This is a genomic window from Paraburkholderia sp. UCT70 (assembly GCF_050434085.1).
Lineage (GTDB): Bacteria > Pseudomonadota > Gammaproteobacteria > Burkholderiales > Burkholderiaceae > Paraburkholderia > Paraburkholderia tuberum.
Genome location: NZ_JBNPVZ010000004.1, coordinates 979,769 through 997,358, shown reverse-complemented (window position 1 = coordinate 997,358; position 17,590 = coordinate 979,769). Strand labels below are relative to the sequence as shown.

Annotated in this window: 15 protein-coding genes and 1 tRNA gene; 11 read left to right on the top strand and 5 right to left on the bottom strand. The window is 61.2% G+C overall.

Translation table 11 applies throughout. The features are described 5' to 3' along the window. Positions 1-285: 285 nt before the first annotated feature. Positions 286-465: a DUF2934 domain-containing protein gene (locus tag OKW41_RS30215; protein WP_133662093.1), complete on the bottom strand. Its 180-nt coding sequence runs from the start codon at positions 463-465 to the stop codon at positions 286-288. A 366-nt stretch (positions 466-831) separates the two neighbouring features. Continuing rightward, positions 832-1,089, bottom strand: coding sequence for a DUF4148 domain-containing protein (locus tag OKW41_RS30210; protein WP_429574915.1), 258 nt, complete (start codon positions 1,087-1,089; stop codon positions 832-834). Positions 1,090-2,547: 1,458 nt separating this feature from the next. Between OKW41_RS30210 and OKW41_RS30205 the strand changes: the two genes are divergently transcribed. The 8 genes from OKW41_RS30205 to OKW41_RS30170 all read left to right on the top strand — a co-directional run bounded on the left by OKW41_RS30205 (position 2,548) and on the right by OKW41_RS30170 (position 11,622). Next, the gene (locus tag OKW41_RS30205) at positions 2,548-3,423 is read left to right on the top strand and encodes an SDR family oxidoreductase (protein WP_429574914.1); all 876 of its coding nucleotides are present in this window, start codon (positions 2,548-2,550) and stop codon (positions 3,421-3,423) included. Positions 3,424-3,538: 115 nt separating this feature from the next. Then, positions 3,539-4,345 carry an alpha/beta hydrolase gene (locus OKW41_RS30200; RefSeq protein ID WP_429574913.1) on the top strand — a complete coding sequence of 269 codons (807 nt, stop codon included), beginning with the start codon at positions 3,539-3,541 and terminating at the stop codon, positions 4,343-4,345. A 909-nt stretch (positions 4,346-5,254) separates the two neighbouring features. Then, positions 5,255-6,688 carry a hypothetical protein gene (locus OKW41_RS30195; protein WP_429574912.1) on the top strand — a complete coding sequence of 478 codons (1,434 nt, stop codon included), beginning with the start codon at positions 5,255-5,257 and terminating at the stop codon, positions 6,686-6,688. Continuing rightward, on the top strand, positions 6,624-7,322 hold the full coding sequence (locus OKW41_RS30190) for a phage virion morphogenesis protein (protein WP_429574911.1): 699 nt from the start codon (positions 6,624-6,626) through the stop codon (positions 7,320-7,322). The genes OKW41_RS30195 and OKW41_RS30190 overlap by 65 nt, the downstream gene beginning before the upstream one ends. A 1,620-nt stretch (positions 7,323-8,942) precedes the next feature. Continuing rightward, a complete protein-coding gene (locus OKW41_RS30185) occupies positions 8,943-9,209 on the top strand; it encodes a hypothetical protein (protein WP_429574910.1) in 267 nt (88 codons plus the stop codon). A gap of 36 nt (positions 9,210-9,245) precedes the next feature. Further along, positions 9,246-9,431: a hypothetical protein gene (locus OKW41_RS30180; protein WP_429574909.1), complete on the top strand. Its 186-nt coding sequence runs from the start codon at positions 9,246-9,248 to the stop codon at positions 9,429-9,431. 966 nt (positions 9,432-10,397) lie between these two features. Further along, on the top strand, positions 10,398-10,721 hold the full coding sequence (locus OKW41_RS30175) for a hypothetical protein (RefSeq protein ID WP_429574908.1): 324 nt from the start codon (positions 10,398-10,400) through the stop codon (positions 10,719-10,721). A 562-nt stretch (positions 10,722-11,283) separates the two neighbouring features. Beyond that, a complete protein-coding gene (locus tag OKW41_RS30170; protein ID WP_429574907.1) occupies positions 11,284-11,622 on the top strand; it encodes a hypothetical protein in 339 nt (112 codons plus the stop codon). 42 nt (positions 11,623-11,664) lie between these two features. Here OKW41_RS30170 and OKW41_RS30165 read toward each other — a convergent pair. Then, positions 11,665-11,751 (bottom strand) — tRNA-Leu (locus tag OKW41_RS30165). Between the two features lie 422 nt (positions 11,752-12,173). On the opposite strand from OKW41_RS30165, the gene OKW41_RS30160 reads away from it, so the two are divergent. Then, positions 12,174-13,010, top strand: a complete 837-nt coding sequence (locus OKW41_RS30160) for a squalene/phytoene synthase family protein (protein WP_429574906.1) — start codon at positions 12,174-12,176, stop codon at positions 13,008-13,010. 35 nt (positions 13,011-13,045) lie between these two features. Here the strand turns inward: OKW41_RS30160 and OKW41_RS30155 are convergent, their stop codons facing one another. Further along, a complete protein-coding gene (locus OKW41_RS30155; protein ID WP_429574905.1) occupies positions 13,046-14,503 on the bottom strand; it encodes a DUF1800 family protein in 1,458 nt (485 codons plus the stop codon). A gap of 385 nt (positions 14,504-14,888) precedes the next feature. Further along, positions 14,889-15,215 carry a hypothetical protein gene (locus OKW41_RS30150; protein WP_429449704.1) on the bottom strand — a complete coding sequence of 109 codons (327 nt, stop codon included), beginning with the start codon at positions 15,213-15,215 and terminating at the stop codon, positions 14,889-14,891. Between the two features lie 227 nt (positions 15,216-15,442). Here OKW41_RS30150 and ompR point away from each other — a divergent pair, with 227 nt between their 5' ends. Beyond that, a complete protein-coding gene (gene ompR / locus OKW41_RS30145) occupies positions 15,443-16,177 on the top strand; it encodes a two-component system response regulator OmpR (protein WP_006048917.1) in 735 nt (244 codons plus the stop codon). Positions 16,178-16,220: 43 nt separating this feature from the next. Continuing rightward, the gene (locus OKW41_RS30140; protein ID WP_013089393.1) at positions 16,221-17,570 is read left to right on the top strand and encodes an ATP-binding protein; all 1,350 of its coding nucleotides are present in this window, start codon (positions 16,221-16,223) and stop codon (positions 17,568-17,570) included. The last annotated feature ends 20 nt before the right edge of the window (positions 17,571-17,590 follow it).

Genomic DNA, 17,590 nt, shown 5'->3' with positions numbered 1-17,590 from the left:
TTTTTGACTCTGTCGGAGACAGCCCTCGCTATACTAGGACCCTCAGTGAGGAACTCTATGTCGGCTATTCCTCAGCGAGCGCCGAGATTCCGCGTCAGGTGAAGCTTGGGTATAGGCGCCTGGCTAAACTGTCGCCGCGGTCGCACGCAGCGTGCAACGAAAGAATACCGCACAAGCACTGCGCCGCCGTGCAGTTCGCCAAGCAATACTAATGTAATGGCCTGAGTTATGGCTCGGCCACGCACTCAACCGCGTGGCGACGCCTCAGCCCGTAGCCGGTTTTCGTCACCCTGGCAGCCGGCCCTTCGGGCCGTCTCCGTTGCCGTCGGCTTCTGATTCTTCCTCATCTATCTGAAAGCGCGCTTGTTCCCAATACTCGTCGGCGCGTCCCTCCGGGCTGCCGTCTTTTTCCCAGAGCTGATAGGCCCTTACACGAATCTTCTCTTCCCGCGAATCGTTATCCATTGCATGGCTGGTGGGTTCCTCACGACCAACTATTCATCAATTTGTGCAGCGACCTTTTCGATGACAGAAGGCGAGCAAGAGCGAACGAAAGAACAGACCAACTCAAAGTCGGCGAACATATGAAGCGTTCCGGACGCTATCCTGCGCTCCCGGCAACCTGCCGCGTAACGCTCCCTAACCGCGAGCCTGACCGTGCAGATTGCTGGGTACACGTCCAACAGCACCACCTCGCATCCGGGTCTTCGCTTTCGCGCCCATCGTCCGCATTGTCGCGCAGCATCCCTGACCTTTTCCAGACCGCATATGAAAGTTGAACGACCCGGGATGGGACGCCTCAAACCCGACCAATGCGAGCAGGCACCGTGCTTATTGACCCCCATACTCCGCGTTTATGCGGTCGAGTTCGCCCGATTTGCGCGCTTGCAGCAACTCCTGCTTGACCTGGGCTCGGGTCTTTCCCGTTGGAGCGCCAGCGTCACTCCTCGTGGCGGGCACACCACCCACCGAGTCTGTCGAAGACACGGTGGAATTTGCGGGCTGCGTTGCAGGCGCCACATTTTGCGCGTGGGCATATCCGAATGCGAGAACGGCGGTGATAGCTGCCGCGACTTTGAGCGGTTTCATATCCATGTACTCCACAAAGTTTCGATTGGTTTGGTTTCTTGAACCGACTACCAGAACCGCTATTTCAAATAAGGTCTCCTGAAACTATCACGTCACGGGCAAAGCGGTCGGACAATTAGCCGCGACATGACGCTCCCCGATTGCGCTCTGATTTAATTGCCCGAAAAAACGTCGCACTGAGGCCTCGGCTGACCCCCTACCGCTTAAAACGAGACTCGAGCAACAACGACTCGCTGTCCAATTACGGTGTGGTCATCCAAATTTCCGCATGCGGGTCAAGCTGGCATCGGCGACCTCAGGCGTGCTAGCTGCCCTGATAGATATCGCAGGACAGGCCCACCGTGCACGAGGCACCGTTTCTGGCTTTGCCGCTGCCGCTGCTTCCGCCGGGCTGGGGCCCGTATCCCAGGTCAGGGGTGCGGTCCATAGTCGTGGCCGGCTGGGCAGTTGTCATGGGCTGCTGGGCAGACGACGGGTCAGTTGTGCCCGACGGTTGCATTTGCTGCGAGTGGGCGGCGCCGGTCACAGCGAGCAGGGATACCGCACTGACTACAGCTAAGAGCTGCACTTTCATCTCGTCACCTCTTTTTCGTCAACGGGTTGCGAATAACACGACCCGGAATAACAAGGGGATTGGCATCCCCACGAGCGCGCGATGGTTGCATTAGACCTGTTCTCGCGCCTTGCTGATTCCTGCTTTCGCTCCACCCAACGCCATACAGCGTCGTCCCCGATGCCGTTTAGCCGAGCAAATGCGAAGCTGGCTTGTGGCACCGTTGGTGCCCAAAGCCGGACTTATTCGATGACTACCTGGGTAATGACGCGAGGCTGGTACCGGGCGGGGCAGAAGGATGCGCAATAAGTGCGCTGGTGACAGGACGTTGTAACGTCAATTGACCAATAAGACCCTTGCTGCGCTTATGTTATAGAACGCCAAGGTCGTGATTGACAGCGGAATCGAGAATCGGCAAATCAGGGGCGACAGTCGCGCCTGGCCGCTCGCACTGCCATCGGAAACAGCGACACACCTGTCGCCCCCCGCATCCAGCTGCCCGAGGCCCCCGTAGATGCAGTCAACGCAGCGCACCGTCGGTGAATACGACGCCGTCAGAGAGTCGCTGGCGACGTGGACTCGCTCACCAATCTGCAGGGTCGCTGCCAGTCGCAGTTAGCACTGGCGTCAGTCGTCTGCGTACCACGCCAATACTTACTCCTGCCGCGGGCACCGAGTCTGCGCGATGCGCCTCGTAGCGTGCTGGCAGCATCTTGCGTGGCAAGGTCGCCAGTTGCACCATACAAAACACAAGCGAAGGAAGCCACGCGCGAACGACGGGTTCAGCGTCTGCGGCTCACGACGAGATGAGTAGCGTACGCCATCCCTTCACGAGTGACGTCTACATCGGCAACGGCGTGATGACGGCAGCAGCGTATGCTACAGGGAGTGTTCAGGAGACAACCATGACCCTTGCCGGCAAGACCATATTCATGTCTGGTGGCAGTCGCGGCATCGGACTCGCCATCGCACTCAGAGCCGCACGCGACGGCGCGAATGTCGCGATTGCCGCAAAGACCGCCGACCCAGACCCACGTCTCGAGGGTACGATTCACACGGCGGCTGCAGCTGTTGAAGCTGCTGCCGGCAGGGCGCTCCCGCTTGTTGTGGATATTCGCGACGAAGAACGCGTGAAAGCCGCGGTTGCCGAGACCGTTGAGTTGTTCGGTGGCATCGATATCCTCGTGAACAATGCCAGCGCCATTCGACTGACTGGCACGCTAGACACACCCGTCAAACGGTACGACCTGATGCACGGGGTCAATGGCAGAGGCACGTTCGTGTGCGCGCAAGCGTGCCTGCCGCATCTCCTCAATTCGCCGAACCCGCACATCCTCACGCTGTCACCTCCGTTGTTCCACGACGCAAAGTGGTTTAGCGACTTTCCGGCATACACCATCGCGAAATACACGATGAGCCTGTTCACATTGGCGTGGGCCGGCGAGTTCAGAGACCGTGGTGTCGCTGTCAATTCCCTATGGCCGAGAACTGCCATCGCGACAGTTGCTGTGCGAAACGAGATTGGTGGTACGGACCAGCTTGCGGCGTGTCGCAAGCCGGAGATAGTCGCCGACGCGGCCCACTATATCCTGACGCGCCCGGCTAAAGAATGCTCGGGCAACTTTTTCCTCGACGACGAAGTCCTGCTGGCTGCGGGCGTCCGGGACTTTGCTCAGTATGACGTGCAGGCTGGCGCTGCGTTACAGACCGATTTATTTGTGGAGGCCCTACCGGGCATGCTTCCAGCGGACAACATGATGAAACCGAGGCAGAACTCGTGAGATATGCAGCCATGCGATGAAGTGTGGGCGACGCCGCCGAACGGATGCCGGATTACGGTCACGACGTCGGCACAATGAGGCGCGTCCGCCAGTCAGGCAGCCGCGAGGAACGGATATGTGGTTGTTGTGGACGACCGTCCGCCTTGCCGTCATCGCCTACGTTGTGGCGGCGATAGCCCTTTACGTTTTCCAAGACCGGCTACTACTCCCTGCGGTCTCAAACGTGCCCGATATCGGGCTTGGACAACATACGGGCTATGATGTCCAACCTTGGCATCCCGCCAGCGGATACGCAGGATATGTCGTAACTCCGGACGGCCGCGAACCGCTCGGAACCTTTATCCTCTATCACGGCAACGCAGAGTCCGCAGAGAACAAGCTGCCGCTTGCAGATGTGTTCGTCCGCTCCGGTTATCGCGCTGTTCTTGTCGAGTATCCCGGCCATGGCAAGCGACCGGGTACGCGGACCATGAAAGCTGCAATGACGGCATCGCGAAGTGCGCTTGCTGAAAGCAGAGCCCAATGGGGCGGTCCCATCTTTCTGGTTGGCGAGTCGTTGGGTGCCGGTATGGCAGCGCAAGCCATACTTGGTGAAGAGTCGGTGGTCGCCGGCGCGCTGCTCATCACGCCGTGGGATTCGCTGGCAAGCGTAGCATCTGAGAAGCTGAGACTGTTTCCAGTGCGATGGATACTGCATGACCACTTCGATGCGGTCGCCGCGCTCGAGCGTTATACAGGTCCACTGGTTGTTGTCGGCGCGGCGAACGACACCCTCATCCCGGTATGGCACGCCGAACGGCTGGCCCTTGAGCATCCGCATGCGCAATTTATGCTCTTGCGTGACGCAGGGCACGACGACTGGTTCAGTTCGATGACGGCCGACCGTTGGCAACAGGCATTGCGGTTGCTGAAAGTGGACTAGCCGTTTCGGCAGGCCTCTCAGTCGCCGTCTCAAGGGAGTATCCGTTCAAGGCTTCCTCGCAGAGCCAAAAGCATAGACGGCATCGGCACTCGGCCCCCCTCTGCGCGGTCGGCGTTGAGCTGGCAACGAATGGCCCGCCTTGGCGGCCCATTCGTTTTTCTGTGCAGAGCAGCGCGACGTCGCTCGGATGCGACTTACATCTCGTCGCCGGTTCAGCTGAAGCACCAGCGAGGACATAAACGTCCAGGTGGAAACCGACCACGAAACCGTTTGTCGCTACCTCGTCGCCGACGGCCGAGGCATCACACCGCTACTAAAAAGCAATAGAACTCCCGACTGCTGCGCGTCGAAACGTGCTCAGAAGTAAGCCCAAGTTAGGCACGCGCTCCGCGCGCCGTTCGCTGCTTCGCACGTCCTCAAGAATGCCAGGTCCGGCATCGTTGCGCGTGCGAAAGAACTGGAGGGAATTGGCATTGGCGGCGAAGTGACCGAGGTCCCGCCAAACGGCTTCGAGCTAACGCGTCCTCTCAGCAACGAGCACTGGGGGCGGCGGCCACACCGCCCTCTTCGAAGTACGTGCGGTCAAGCGATAGCGCTATCCCGAACATCGAAGCTTGCCGCTGGCCCTTTACTCCCCAAACTTCGACCTCTCCGCACCGGCCTACGACAATGACCTCGCTGGCCCCGCCTTCCAGATACGCGCCAACCCTTCGGCAGATGTCCTGCGGCCCGTCCCTTCTCTTGAAGTCGCTATAGAAAGTGCACGAGACACGTTCAGCCCAGTACCGGTTTAAAACCATCGCAGTATACATTTTATAACCGCTCTAACGGGATGCCCTCATGACGACCACTGTATACACGTTCGACGCCCACGAATTCGCCACCTTCACGTTCGACGACATCATCGAGATGGTCGACCTCGATACCGACGTGCTGCACGCGGTCACACCTGCGCTACTGCGCGCGTGGCTCAAAGTCGCTCCGCGTTTGGACGCAGTGCGGATGAAGCAGCTGCTGACGGCAGCGATGCAAGCAGCGGACGATATCGAATGCAGCGACCGCCCGGGTTTCTCGACGCGCGTCACCGACCATACCTGGCTCGCGACGCTCGTTGCAATCACCGGCAATGCCATTTTCAACGAAGTCGACCGTCTGCATAACCTGGAGGTGGGCTACACGACCGAACTTATTGAGAAGCTGGATGCCGAGCGCGAAGTCAAGGCGGAAGCCATGCGTCAAGCCGGCGCTACGGAGGTCGTGCACGCCGAACTCGCCGAAGCTGTCAGTGCGATGGCTGAGGAGAATGGAGAGCCAGTTGCCGCGAAAGCCCCTGCTGCTACCCGTGACCCGGTTCGCGCTGCGGAGTTTCCGCTGGAATACATGCCGCCAGACAACGACTTGCTCGAGGGTGACGAGTCGCTTGCAACACATGACGCCGAAGCCGAGTTGTATCTGCCGGCCGCTCGTACGACGCAGCTCACCCTGCCGCACATTGTGATGCGCTCGCCTATTATCGCGATGAAGCCGCGCAACGCCGTCCGCCCTATGTTCACAGACGCCGAGCCGCTGCGCATTGCTCGCATCTCCGGAATGCGCCAAGGCACTGTTGACATGTCGTATGTCGGCGAAGAACTGCGCTCGGGCGATTGGGAGACCTTTGCGTACATCCTGCGCTTTGCCGCCACCGTGCCGCTTGGCGCGCGCACGCCCTCAATCCGCGTTGTCGACATGCTGAAGGCAATGGGTCGTGACCCGGGAAGCAACAATCGCAAGGAACTGGCGAAGCAGCTGCAGCGTCTGCGTAACGCCGAATTGCGCGTCTGGACAAACGACGTGGCTGTTGTCGAAAGCTGGCAAGCGCTTTTTCTGCAGGAGCCGCTTTTCAAGCGGGGTGACATCTCCGGCGTACGCACGTCTTTCAAGCTGCTCGGCGACATCGTCGAGGCCAAGTCGGAGAAAGGAAATACGCTGAAGTTCACGACTGAGCTGTCGCGCTATGTACGTGCGTTCTTTGGCCAGAAGTTGTCGAGCTGGTACTCGGAAAGCATGTATCAGCAGCTCACCGGCGACCTCGCAAAACGTCTTTTTCTTTTCTATCAGAGCCACGACGGTCGTTTCGACTTCACGTTTGACGAGCTGGTCGAATTCCTCGGTGCAAGCACGGACCGAGAGCAGTTCGGCCGCTCGCTGAAGGCCGCTCACGACGAGCTGACGGCAGCGTGTTTCATCAAGGGCTGGTCGCTTAAGGCTTCCTCGCGCCGCAACGGGCAAAGGGCCTATGTCCTGCACGGTCTCACGGTCGAAAAGAAGACTAAGGTTGACAAGGAATACGACCTCAATTGAGGCACGAAGCGCCCTGCGGGGCGCTTTTTTGATGGGTCTTGGGCTCCCGCAAACGGCGGCAGGTGTCGGCTACACGGTTGCAATCAACCTCGCTCCGCCCAAGTCAACGACTCAATACCCCCCGCTCGACCTAGCGCCCACTGAAAAAGGTTCGCCGCTAGCCACCCCCATCCAGCTTCTGCCGCCATCCGGTTTGCCGGCCGGGATGAACGCGGGCCATTCACCTACTCGTTCAATGTTCAATGACTTGCTGGACGCCTTTAACGCTTACAGCTTGCCCCTGCCCATCGACTACGAACACCAGAGTCTGACGGCAATTGACAAACCGAACCTACCCCGGCGTCAGGCTGGATTGACAGCATTTGCTACGACGAGTCGGGCGTCTGGGACATACGGCACGTCGGACTTGACTGGCCTGTTCCGCAGCATTGCGGCGACGCTCGAGCAGAACATCCAGGCCCGCTTCGATACGAAAACCGACCCCGATGGCGTTCGATGGCCAGCCCGGGCACCGAGCACGGCGAAGCAGCGCGCCCGGCAAGGCCACTCGCAGCCCGAAAATCTGATGCACCCCATAACCCCGACTTTCGAAACAGCATCAATTCGAACACCTTCTCAACCGAGCCAACCCTGACCAAAGGGGCTTAATACGGTACATATCACGAGCAACTCGACGGTCCTGGCAAGGGGCATCTCCCACGACGCGCATTTCTGCTTAGCGCAACCGGAGGGCTCGCTCAGCAAGACAGCGATGACATCGCGAGCACCGTGCAAGCTTATTTCAAGATGCTGATGCAGCAACCATGACTGTTCAAGAAAACCTGTTTTTTGCAGAAGGGCCGCTCATCGAAGCGGTGCGCGCTGGTGTACCGGACCGTGTGGGCGTCGGCGGGTACACCAACTTGCCTACGACTATCCAGACCGCGGGCGCAGTCCGGCGGCGTTCGTCGTCTGCGAAGGTGCGGGGCGAGGCAAGAGCGACGTTCCGGGTGCGGCGCTGAGCGCTCAGTATTGGACGGTCGCTGTGCTTGTTCGAAAAGGCGACGGCGGCGAGTCAGGCGGCCCAGCGCCCTAAGCGGGCGTGCCGTTGGCGCAACTACGCTTTGTTCGGTCTGCGCCTGCCGGGATGCACGCCGCTTTCTTTGTATGAAGGTCCATCGGTTCGTTATTACCCCGGCGGACACGCTGTGTCTAATTTGACCTATCAAATGTCGAGCCCATTGTTCGGGCACTGAAGAACGAGGCAACCGGACAAAAGACACGAAGCCGGAGTCATGTATTTTGCCCGGCTCTCGGGCGAGTTACACGTGTATTGACCGATGTAGTGACCCCTGTATTAACCCGTGTATTGACGAGGAAAAACGTGCGGAAAAATCAAGGAGTTGCCCCCTCCTTAACAAGAAACAGAGTAACAAGTAACAGTTAGGCGGGCGGGCATAGCCCGCCCTTGAGGCGTGCTTTGCACGCTGCGGTACAAGAGGCGCGCACCGCGCGCTAGCCCTTCCTCCCTTCAAACCGTTCAGGAATTTAAGAAAGTCCTCGGCTTTCCGGAGTGAGTGTGACCTACGGCACCCATGGGCAGGGAAAGACGGGGAGAAGAGTTTGAGACGAAGCGGGACTCTTCTAAGCGCGCTGGCAGCGCGCCCGAGACTCTTGTTGCGCGAAGCACATTCGTGCAATAGGGGCTTTGCGGGTCATGAGGGTCCGCTTCAAACAAAAAGTTGCCCGAGTAGCAAAACGGCGGCAGCGAGCGGCTACTCGCCGCACAAATCCTACTTCCACGGAACCCACGGCACTCACTACCAACGTCACCATTTTCAACGCGTCGTCTAGCCGTGTATTTCGCCGGCCATGACGTTTCGCTGAGCCACGTCAGCCGTCGTCCCAGGAAACTGGTTTTTCATATCCCCTGTTTAGGACGCTGTTTATTCGACGTCCAACAGGGGGTTACAACACCTCGTCCCTGGCGCTCAGCCTTGATGCATCAGGCGTTCCGGCGATTTGGACATGCTCCGCGCTCCGCCCGCTTCGGCGGGGAGCCACTTCTCTCTAACTGACCGGAAAACTCCGGGGCTCGACGCCCCTCCATGCTGCCATTCAGACCCCTCGCAAGCCGTGTATTTTGCCCGGATGCCCCTTCGTGGCCATGAGCGAAAGCGGCTGCGGTGGTGACTTAAAACCGGTCGCTATATGTCGTATGCGGGACTTGACCTGCACCCGCGCCTGACATCAATCAACACACTGGAAGACCACCATGTCCACCACTACGAACATCGAACTCGCGAAGCACCTGCCCGTCGTTTTGCCCGACGGTACGCGCACCTCTGTCAGCATCCCGGCCTCCGTCTACCACACGTTTCTCTCCCGGCTCGACGGAGACCGCGCTCGCTTCAATGAGCACCTGAAAGCGGCCTCGCTGACGGCCCGTCCGCGTCCTGGCGTGTCGCGCTCGCTTGCCATCCGCTTCGCGTTGGAAACAGTGCTCGGCGAAGTGGCCGCACCGGCGCCGGCCGAAGCCTGAACATCCATCCAACAACAACGACGAACTCTCTCTCACATGGAAAAATCCTACATCGACCTGCTCAGCGTCAAGGCGGGCCGCACCTCCGGCGTGTATCTGCAAGGCGAAGTCAAAGGCGAAGTCGTGTACATGCCCCTCACCCCGGACGGCGCGCGCCGGCTCTCGGAAGACCTCGCGAAAGCGGCACAAGCGTTTGATGCGCTGACCCAGGTGACCCACTGACGCGCTCACGCGCTGAGAACAAGGCCCGCTCTTCGAGCGGGTTTTTTGTTGGCAGCGAGCGGGGCTCGCTGTGGATTTGCGGCGGTGTTGCTTAGCGCAGGCGGGAGTGCTCAGCGACGCCGCAACCCTCAGCTCGCCATTCGGCTCCTCCCCGGTGCCCCGAAAACCCGTTTTCCGTACCCCGTGACGCGGTATCCCGCCGGGGAGTCGAATGTAAGGCAAGAGTCTCTGACGCGCAGGCTTCCGCACAACGGCAACCCCCACCCCGTGCAGGAGTCCCTGACACGCAGGCCTGCGTTGAGCACACCCGCCTGAGCCTCGAGGCACCAGCCGCTGTTCGCCGTTCTTGCAATCAAAGGGTTGCACATGCCTTGCCTGCGCACGAAGGAGTTACTTCCTTTGCCCACATCTGTATTGATATCAGGGCCGTGGACGGAGCCTTGCCTGCGCACGCGGGACTCTTTTAAATGAGCTTAGCTGTGTACAGAGGCGGCGCACGTCGAGTGCGCAGTGAGGACTCGGTGCGAGAGTTTGGAGGCGCAGGCGGGGTGGCTGCTCATTGCATGCAAGGGGTTGTCTTGAAACGCGCTGGCGTGTCTTGGTCAAAAGTGGCCAGATGAGCGGCCCGGTGGGCCGCACTTGATACCAATGAGATGCATGGCACTCCCGCGCTAGCCGCGCGCTTGCGCCCACGAGCTGTGAAACAGCTCGAACCTGCCCAGGCAGATGAGATGCAATGGATGTGCGTGTGATGTATGGCTTGTGTGCGGGTCTTGCACGGCTGCTGCGCGAGGAGTGCACAGATTACTATTTAGAAGACTTCCTCTAAAGAGCAGCGAAAATGCAAAAAGCGGTTCAGCAGATGGGGGGGTGGGTTTTTTGAGGTGCTTATACCCTATGTACTCGAAGCGAGCCACGAAATGAGCAGCGAGAGTACACCTCAAAACACTCTCACCGGAGGCCTCCATGCCCGCTCTCAAAAAATTCACTGTCATCGACCCGACCGACCGTCTGAACATCAGCCTGAAGATGTCGACGCGCACCGCTATTGAACAGTATCGCGTCTTCTATCAGCAGGCCTACGAAACACCGGTAGAGCATGGCGAACTGATTGAAGAAGTTGTGCGCTCATTTTTCGAAGCAGACGCCGATTTCCAAAAGTTCCAGAAACGCATGTCGCCGGCGGACAAGGCTGCCGTCGACAAAGCACTTGGTATCGACGGCGCCGGGTACACCCCGCGTCGCCTGAATGGCGGCATTTCGGACACGCTCATCGAAGAGCACGTGTAAGCGCCGAGCATCAGCGATGCACTGCCCCGTCACCCGGCGGGGTTTTCTTTGGTCGCGTGCCGCTACCACTCGAGTAGCGTACGAAGCCGGGCCAAAGCGTTCCTCAGGCGTGAGTCCCGAGACAAATCTCCCGTCCGGCATGCGGCGCAATGCCAGTTTCGGCTGTGCGCCGCCCAGGGACGCGGGTGTTGTGTCCCAGGGAAAGTCTTCAGGGACGGCGGGCGGCGGCTTGTTCGTTTCCATGCTGGTCTCAGTTCACGGTCTCCATCCGCAGATTTTACGCAAATCGGCGGGTACACTACGCGCATCGAAATTGGCGAAGGGATGGCCCGCATGGCGGACGGCTTGGTGACAATTAGTGCTGCAGTCATCGCAGCGAGCGGCGCACTCGCAGTGGCATACGCCAGCAACTTCTTGGCGGAGCAATATCGTCGGCACTTGGACAGTACGTCGTGGGCCAGCGCGCTTGCGGGTGAACTCGAGTCGCACGCGAGTGCGTTCAAGTTATTAAGCCGGTTTGCACGGAATGGTACTGATGGCGAGACAAGGGAAACCCCTCCCCTTGTACAGCATGCCGATGCCGACGGACCCGATGTTCGACAGCGCGCCTGCAAAGGTAGGCGTGCTCGGACCGGAACTTGCCGGCGAGTGTGCTTACGCGTATGAACAGCTACGCGCGTTTCGAATCGGCATGCAGGTTATTGCCGAGCACCGGAAGAAGATGGACCCCGGCCAAATAGCGAACAGACTGCTCTACCTGCTCCAGGTAATCGACACAAACGAACAACGACTGTCCGCACTGGTGCATGCACTGTATTCGTATTCCGCCGTGAAATTCGCTGACATGCCGGCGATGACCTGGTGGCGTAAGTCGCGGCGAGCAATCAGGGGGCGCGGGTGAAAGTAAAAGGCCACGTACCTTAACGGTACATGGCCTTCTTTATGGTGCGTGAGGCCGGACTCGAACCGGCACAGGGTTGCCCCCGTCAGGACCTAAACCTGGTGCGTCTACCAATTTCGCCACTCACGCGAATTTTTATACCTAGCAGGCAGGACCGCTGCGATATCGCATGCGATACGGCCTTCTGCGAGACGCCGAAGTATTGCGAGACACCGCGCAGACCCTTGTTTCACGCCACTCTGCAGCAGATTGAGTCCTGCACGCATCACGCGGAGCAACAGGACCTAAACCTGGTGCGTCTACCAATTTCGCCACCCTCGCAGCCGGGTACGCCGCGATGCGTCGCGCCCGATTGTCCTGTGCACTCCCAAGCGCGCTGAACACGCTCCCGAAAGCGTAAGCGCGAGATTCTAACCGATTGATTCGCGCTTGTCTGCATCCGGCGGTATCTGCGCGCGCGACGCCGATGCTACAATTTTCGGCTCGTCGAGACGGGCGCCGCGACGGACGTCGGCGCCCTTCTCGCCAGTCCTTCCCCACACTCCCATCCCGTGAATTTCGACGACTATTGCCAGCAGAAAGCGGCGCCCCCAGGATCGAGCACCTACTATGCGCTTCGCCAGGCGCGCGCCGCCAGTCAGCCGCTGTTGACGGCGCTCTTCGCATTGCGTCGCGAGTTCGAGGAAACGGTCAAGGAGACGAGCGATCCGGCGGTCGGCCGCACGAAGCTCGCTTGGTGGCAGAAAGAAATTGCCGCGCTGGCCGCGGGCTCGCCGTCGCATCCGGTGTCCAAGGCACTCGCGGCCTATCTGCCCGACGCGCAGGCCGAATATCGGGCTCTGCAGGAACTGCTCGCGGGCTTCGAGATGGATCTCGACCAGGCACGCTATCTCGACTATCCGAACCTGCGCCGCTATGTGCATGGTGTCGGTGGCAATTTTGCGTCGCTGGTGTCGCGCGCGGCTGCAATCGGATCGGCCGACGATGCCGCGCAAGCGTCGGCGTGGGCCGCTCCGCTCGGCGAGGCGCTGATGCTCGCGCAGTTCGTCGCCGAAACCGGCAACGATGCCCGGCACGGCCGCATCTACGTTCCGATCGACGAGATGCAGCGCTACAACGTCACCGCCGCCGATCTGATCAACCGCAAATACACCGACGCTTTTACCGAGTTGATGCGGTTCGAAACGAATCGCGCGCGCGACGCGGTGCAGACCGCGCTCGCCGTGGTGCCCGCCAGTGCGCGGCGCGCGCAGCGCACGCTGCTCGCGCTCGCGGCGCTCGCGTTGGCGTTGCTCGATGAAATCGAGCGCGACGGTTATCACGTGCTGCATCAACGCATCGCGTTGACGCCGATCCGCAAGCTATGGATCGCGTGGCGCGCGAAGTAGCCTGACAGCCGGGCGCGTCGATTCGCGCCCAGCGCTCACGCCCGCAGCAACGGCAGCGGCTCGAACCGCTGCTGCAGAATCGCAGGCGCGTCCAACCCCCACCAGGGCCCGAGCACCGTCGCATAAAGCTGGCGAAAATCCACGCCGACCGGCAGGTTGCCATTCCCATCGAGCCGCGCAAGCATCGGCGGCACGCCAAACAAACCGCCCTGCACGCGACCGCCCGTCACGAAGTGCGGCGCCACCGTGCCGTGATCGGTGCCGTTGCTCTGGTTCTCGCGCGGACGGCGCCCGAATTCCGCGTACGTCGTCACGAGCGTATCGTTCCACCGGCCCAACTCGACGAGCGCGGCCTGCATCGCCACCATCCCTTCCGCGAACTGTTTGAGCAACTCGGCCTGTTGTCCCGGCTGGTTCTGGTGCGTATCGAAACCGTTCAGCGTTAGCCGGATCACGGCCACGCCCTGCCCGCTCAACGGCTGCTCCACTGGCGCGCGTCCGGCGCCAGCTATCTTCAGGGTGTCCGAAGCGGCCAGCACCTGCATTGCCGTTTTGATCGAACTGCCGAACGCGCCGCCCGGAAACGCGGTCTGCAACTGAGGCTGCCCTTGCGTCGCACGCAGACGACCGGCCACTTTCACGATGTCGTTTTCGACGTCGAGAATAGGCGCGAGCGCGGGATTGCGCTCGTGCAAGGACACTGGCGTCGCGAGTCGAGAGGCCCTGACGAACTGTGCGGGATTGACCAGCGCGATCGCGCGCGCGCCGTTTGCGAGCGGCCCCATTTCGGCGCTGCCGATCACGACGCCGTCGGCCGCGAAACCGATGGGCACCGGCCCCATCGCGAACGCGCGCGTGAGCAAGCCGTCGCGCAGATATTGGTCGGAGCGTGACGCGGTATGCCAGATATCGATCGAACGGAAATGCGACAGGTTCGGCTGCGCATAGCTGACGCCCTGCGCGATCGCGAGCTGCCGGCTGCGCCAGAGCGGCATCAGCGGCTCCAACGCGGGATGCAGCGCGGTGCGCTCGTCGAGCTGGATCATCGGTTCGCGTTTGATGCCGATGTTTTTGCGCAGCACGAGGTACGCAGGATCGGCGAACGGGATCACGGTGTTCAAACCGTCGTTGCCGCCTTGCAGTTCGATGAGGATCAGCAGGTTGTCGTAACCACGCCCCGGCACGACGGGCGCATTCGACGCATCCCGCCGCGTGCCGCTCGCCGCGCTCTTCGCTCTGGCCGCGCCATTCATGCGCGGCGCCCCCGCAGTCTCGGTCGCGCGAAACAGCTGCTCGACGAACTGTTTGCGCGCGAGCAGCGTCGAGCTGTTGATCCAGGACGCGCCGCCCAGCCATCCTTTGACGTTCGGCGGATAGAACAGGTTCTCGCCGAGCGGGCGGATCTGCGCGGCGAACGGCGCCGTGTTGTCGTAGCCGACAGCGAATGCGCGCAGCGCGCCGATCACGAACTCGACCGGCGACTTCACCAGCACCCCGCGATTGCCATCGCTCCAAAACGCATCGCTGAGAAAAGAGCGCGCGCAGCGTCACCTCGATGTCGTGACCGCTCGCGCGAAACTGCGTGGCGATCGGCTCGACGCGTACCGGGTCCGGCGTGTCGGAGATGTGACGCTGATCCGGCGTCCATGCGTTGCGCTCGGCGCGCGCCGGGATCGGCTCGACTACCCAGTCGGGAGGTCGCGATATCGCTTCGCGGCGTGCGCTCGTGAGTGGCGTGACATCGTGAGCCGAGGCGCCTGTATGCACGAAGACGCGCACAAAAACGCGCCGGTGCTGGCGACTCAACGGAGCAGCGGATCAGAAAGTGGACGCTGAAGATGCAACGGGATTTTTCACGCGGCGATGCGCGCGCTGGGATTAACGCTTGTACAACTCGCGCACGGCGTCTTCGATGTGCTGCCGCAACAGCCGACGCTCTTCAGGCGTCATATGCCCGTCGCGGCGACGTTGATCGAGATCGGGAGGAACCGCGGTGCGCAGCATCGCGTCAGAGGCAGGGCGATCGATGCCCGGGTTGTGGCGGCTGGTTCTGCCATTGCCCGAGCGGGGCGCATGCTCGCTCGTCGCTCTATCTGCGGACGGCTGCGCATGAGCGAGCGTCGGGCCCAGTGTGCCTGCCAGCGTACCGGCAACCGCCAGTGCAATCACGCTCAGGCGCACGTTTGGCCAAACCCCTCCCTTCATTTTGTTCCCTTCGTGGCGCGGCAACCGGCTACCTCAGATGCGTATACAAACCCCGGTAACAGCCGGGTGCGAGAGTTTTGTCGAGTGAAGTATCCACCGAACAGCCGCATTCAGTAAAGCAGTCTAAACGCGCATACTTTACGTCGCGCCACACCGCGGGTAAATTTTGTAACCGACTGTAACCCCAGAAATGGTGTAACCGCGCACCACTTTCTAATCGCGCTAAGATGCCGACCATGGAAACCAAAAACCCTTCGAAAATCCTCGTCGTCGACGACGATCCACGCCTGCGCGATCTTCTGCGCCGCTACCTCGGCGAACAAGGCTTCAACGTCTACGTCGCCGAAAATGCGCCGTCAATGAACAAGCTCTGGGTGCGCGAGCGCTTCGATCTGCTGGTGCTCGATCTGATGCTGCCCGGTGAGGACGGCCTGTCGATCTGCCGGCGACTGCGCGGCAGCAACGACCGCACGCCGATCATCATGCTGACGGCCAAGGGTGAGGATGTGGATCGCATCGTCGGCCTCGAGATGGGTGCCGACGACTATCTGCCCAAGCCGTTCAATCCACGCGAACTGGTCGCGCGCATTCACGCGGTGTTGCGTCGCCAGTCGCCGTCCGAATTGCCGGGTGCGCCGTCCGAGACCACCGAGGTCTTCGAGTTCGGCGAGTTCGCGCTAAATCTCGCCACCCGCACGCTGACCAAGGCCGGCCAGGAAATTCCGCTCACCACCGGTGAGTTCTCGGTGCTGAAGGTATTCGCGCGTCATCCGCGTCAGCCGCTGTCGCGCGAAAAGCTGATGGAACTCGCACGCGGCCGTGAATACGAGGTCTTCGACCGCAGCCTCGACGTGCAGATCTCGCGTCTGCGCAAGCTGATCGAGCCGGATCCGGGCAGCCCGCGCTTCATTCAGACCGTGTGGGGCCTCGGCTACGTCTTCATCCCCGACGGTGCAGCCTGAGTTTGTGCTCCGTTTTCGTTTCTGTGTCACATAAGAAGGGCCCATGCGGATCGACCGGCGCCTCCTGACGCTCGCGTTCGGCGGCCTTTTCTGGCGGACCTTTCTGCTGATCGCGCTGTTGATCGCAGTCAGTCTCGCCGCGTGGTTCCAGAGCTTTCGCGTGATCGAGCGTGAGCCGCGCGCGCAGCGCGTGGCTCTGCAACTCGTCGCGATCGTCAAGCTCACGCGCACCGCACTCCTCTATTCCGATCCCGACCTGCGGCGTGCGCTGCTGCAGGATCTGGAGAGCAACGAAGGGGTGCGCGTGTACCCGCGCGAAGCCACCGACAAATACAAACTCCAGCCCGACGAATCGTTGAATCGCCTGATCGAGCACGACATCCGCGGCCGTCTCGGCGACGACACCGTGATCGCGCAGAGCGTCAACGATATCAACGGCGTATGGATCAGCTTCAAGATCGACGACGACGATTACTGGGTCGCGCTCGACCGCGATCAGCTCGACAACGCCACCGGCCTGCAATGGGCCGGCTGGGGCGTGTTCGCGCTCGCGCTGTCGCTGTTCGGCGCGGCGTTCATCACGAGTCTGGTGAACCGGCCGTTCGCGCGTCTGGCGATGGCCGCGCGCCGGGTCGGCTCGGGGCAATCGCCCGAGCCGCTGCCCGAGCGCGGCATGGGTGTGGCCGCCGAAACCAATCGAAGCTTCAACCAGATGGTGCGCGACCTCGAACAGCTCGAGGCGGACCGCGCGCTGATGCTCGCGGGCATCTCGCACGATCTGCGCACGCCGCTCGCACGGCTGCGGCTCGAGACCGAAATGAGCCCGTCCGATCAGGCCACCAAGGACGCGATGGTCGACGACATCGAGCAGATGGACATGATCATCGGCCGCTTCCTCGACTACGCGCGTCCCGTTCAGCGTGTGCCGGAACCGGTGGACCTCTCGGTGATCGCGAGCGAACTCGCAGCACGCATGCAAAGCGAGGACAGCATGCGGCTGATCACGCGGCTCGCTCCGTCGGCGGTGATCGAGGCCGATGAAACCGACATGCGTCGCGTGGTCGGCAATCTGCTCGAGAACGCGCGCAAATATGGCCTCAGCGACGGCGACGGTGTGCCGCACGTAATTCTCGAAACGCGCGTGTCGCACTCGCGCGTCGAACTCTCGGTGGTCGACGAAGGCCCCGGCATTCCCGAAGACCAGCTCGCGCTCGTCACGCGGCCGTTCTATCGTGTGAATTCGGCGCGCACCCAGGCCAACGGCACGGGCCTCGGCATGGCGATCGTGCAGCGGCTCGTCGCGCGTTATCGCGGCGCGCTACGGCTGCGCAACCGCTCGCCCGGACCAGGGCTTGAAGTGACGATCGAGTTTCCGCTCGCGAAAAGCGCGTGAGCCGACGACGCGCGGCACCG

Bases quoted from the DNA above. Each gene is read 5' to 3' on its own strand.
- OKW41_RS30215 (WP_133662093.1), bottom strand. From the start codon at position 465: ATGGATAACGATTCGCGGGAAGAGAAGATTCGTGTAAGGGCCTATCAG.
- OKW41_RS30210 (WP_429574915.1), bottom strand. From the start codon at position 1,089: ATGAAACCGCTCAAAGTCGCGGCAGCTATCACCGCCGTTCTCGCATTC.
- OKW41_RS30205 (WP_429574914.1), top strand. From the start codon at position 2,548: ATGACCCTTGCCGGCAAGACCATATTCATGTCTGGTGGCAGTCGCGGC.
- OKW41_RS30200 (WP_429574913.1), top strand. From the start codon at position 3,539: ATGTGGTTGTTGTGGACGACCGTCCGCCTTGCCGTCATCGCCTACGTT.
- OKW41_RS30195 (WP_429574912.1), top strand. From the start codon at position 5,255: ATGGTCGACCTCGATACCGACGTGCTGCACGCGGTCACACCTGCGCTA.
- OKW41_RS30190 (WP_429574911.1), top strand. From the start codon at position 6,624: ATGTCCTGCACGGTCTCACGGTCGAAAAGAAGACTAAGGTTGACAAGG.
- OKW41_RS30185 (WP_429574910.1), top strand. From the start codon at position 8,943: ATGTCCACCACTACGAACATCGAACTCGCGAAGCACCTGCCCGTCGTT.
- OKW41_RS30180 (WP_429574909.1), top strand. From the start codon at position 9,246: ATGGAAAAATCCTACATCGACCTGCTCAGCGTCAAGGCGGGCCGCACC.
- OKW41_RS30175 (WP_429574908.1), top strand. From the start codon at position 10,398: ATGCCCGCTCTCAAAAAATTCACTGTCATCGACCCGACCGACCGTCTG.
- OKW41_RS30150 (WP_429449704.1), bottom strand. From the start codon at position 15,215: ATGAAGGGAGGGGTTTGGCCAAACGTGCGCCTGAGCGTGATTGCACTG.
- ompR (WP_006048917.1), top strand. From the start codon at position 15,443: ATGCCGACCATGGAAACCAAAAACCCTTCGAAAATCCTCGTCGTCGAC.
- OKW41_RS30140 (WP_013089393.1), top strand. From the start codon at position 16,221: ATGCGGATCGACCGGCGCCTCCTGACGCTCGCGTTCGGCGGCCTTTTC.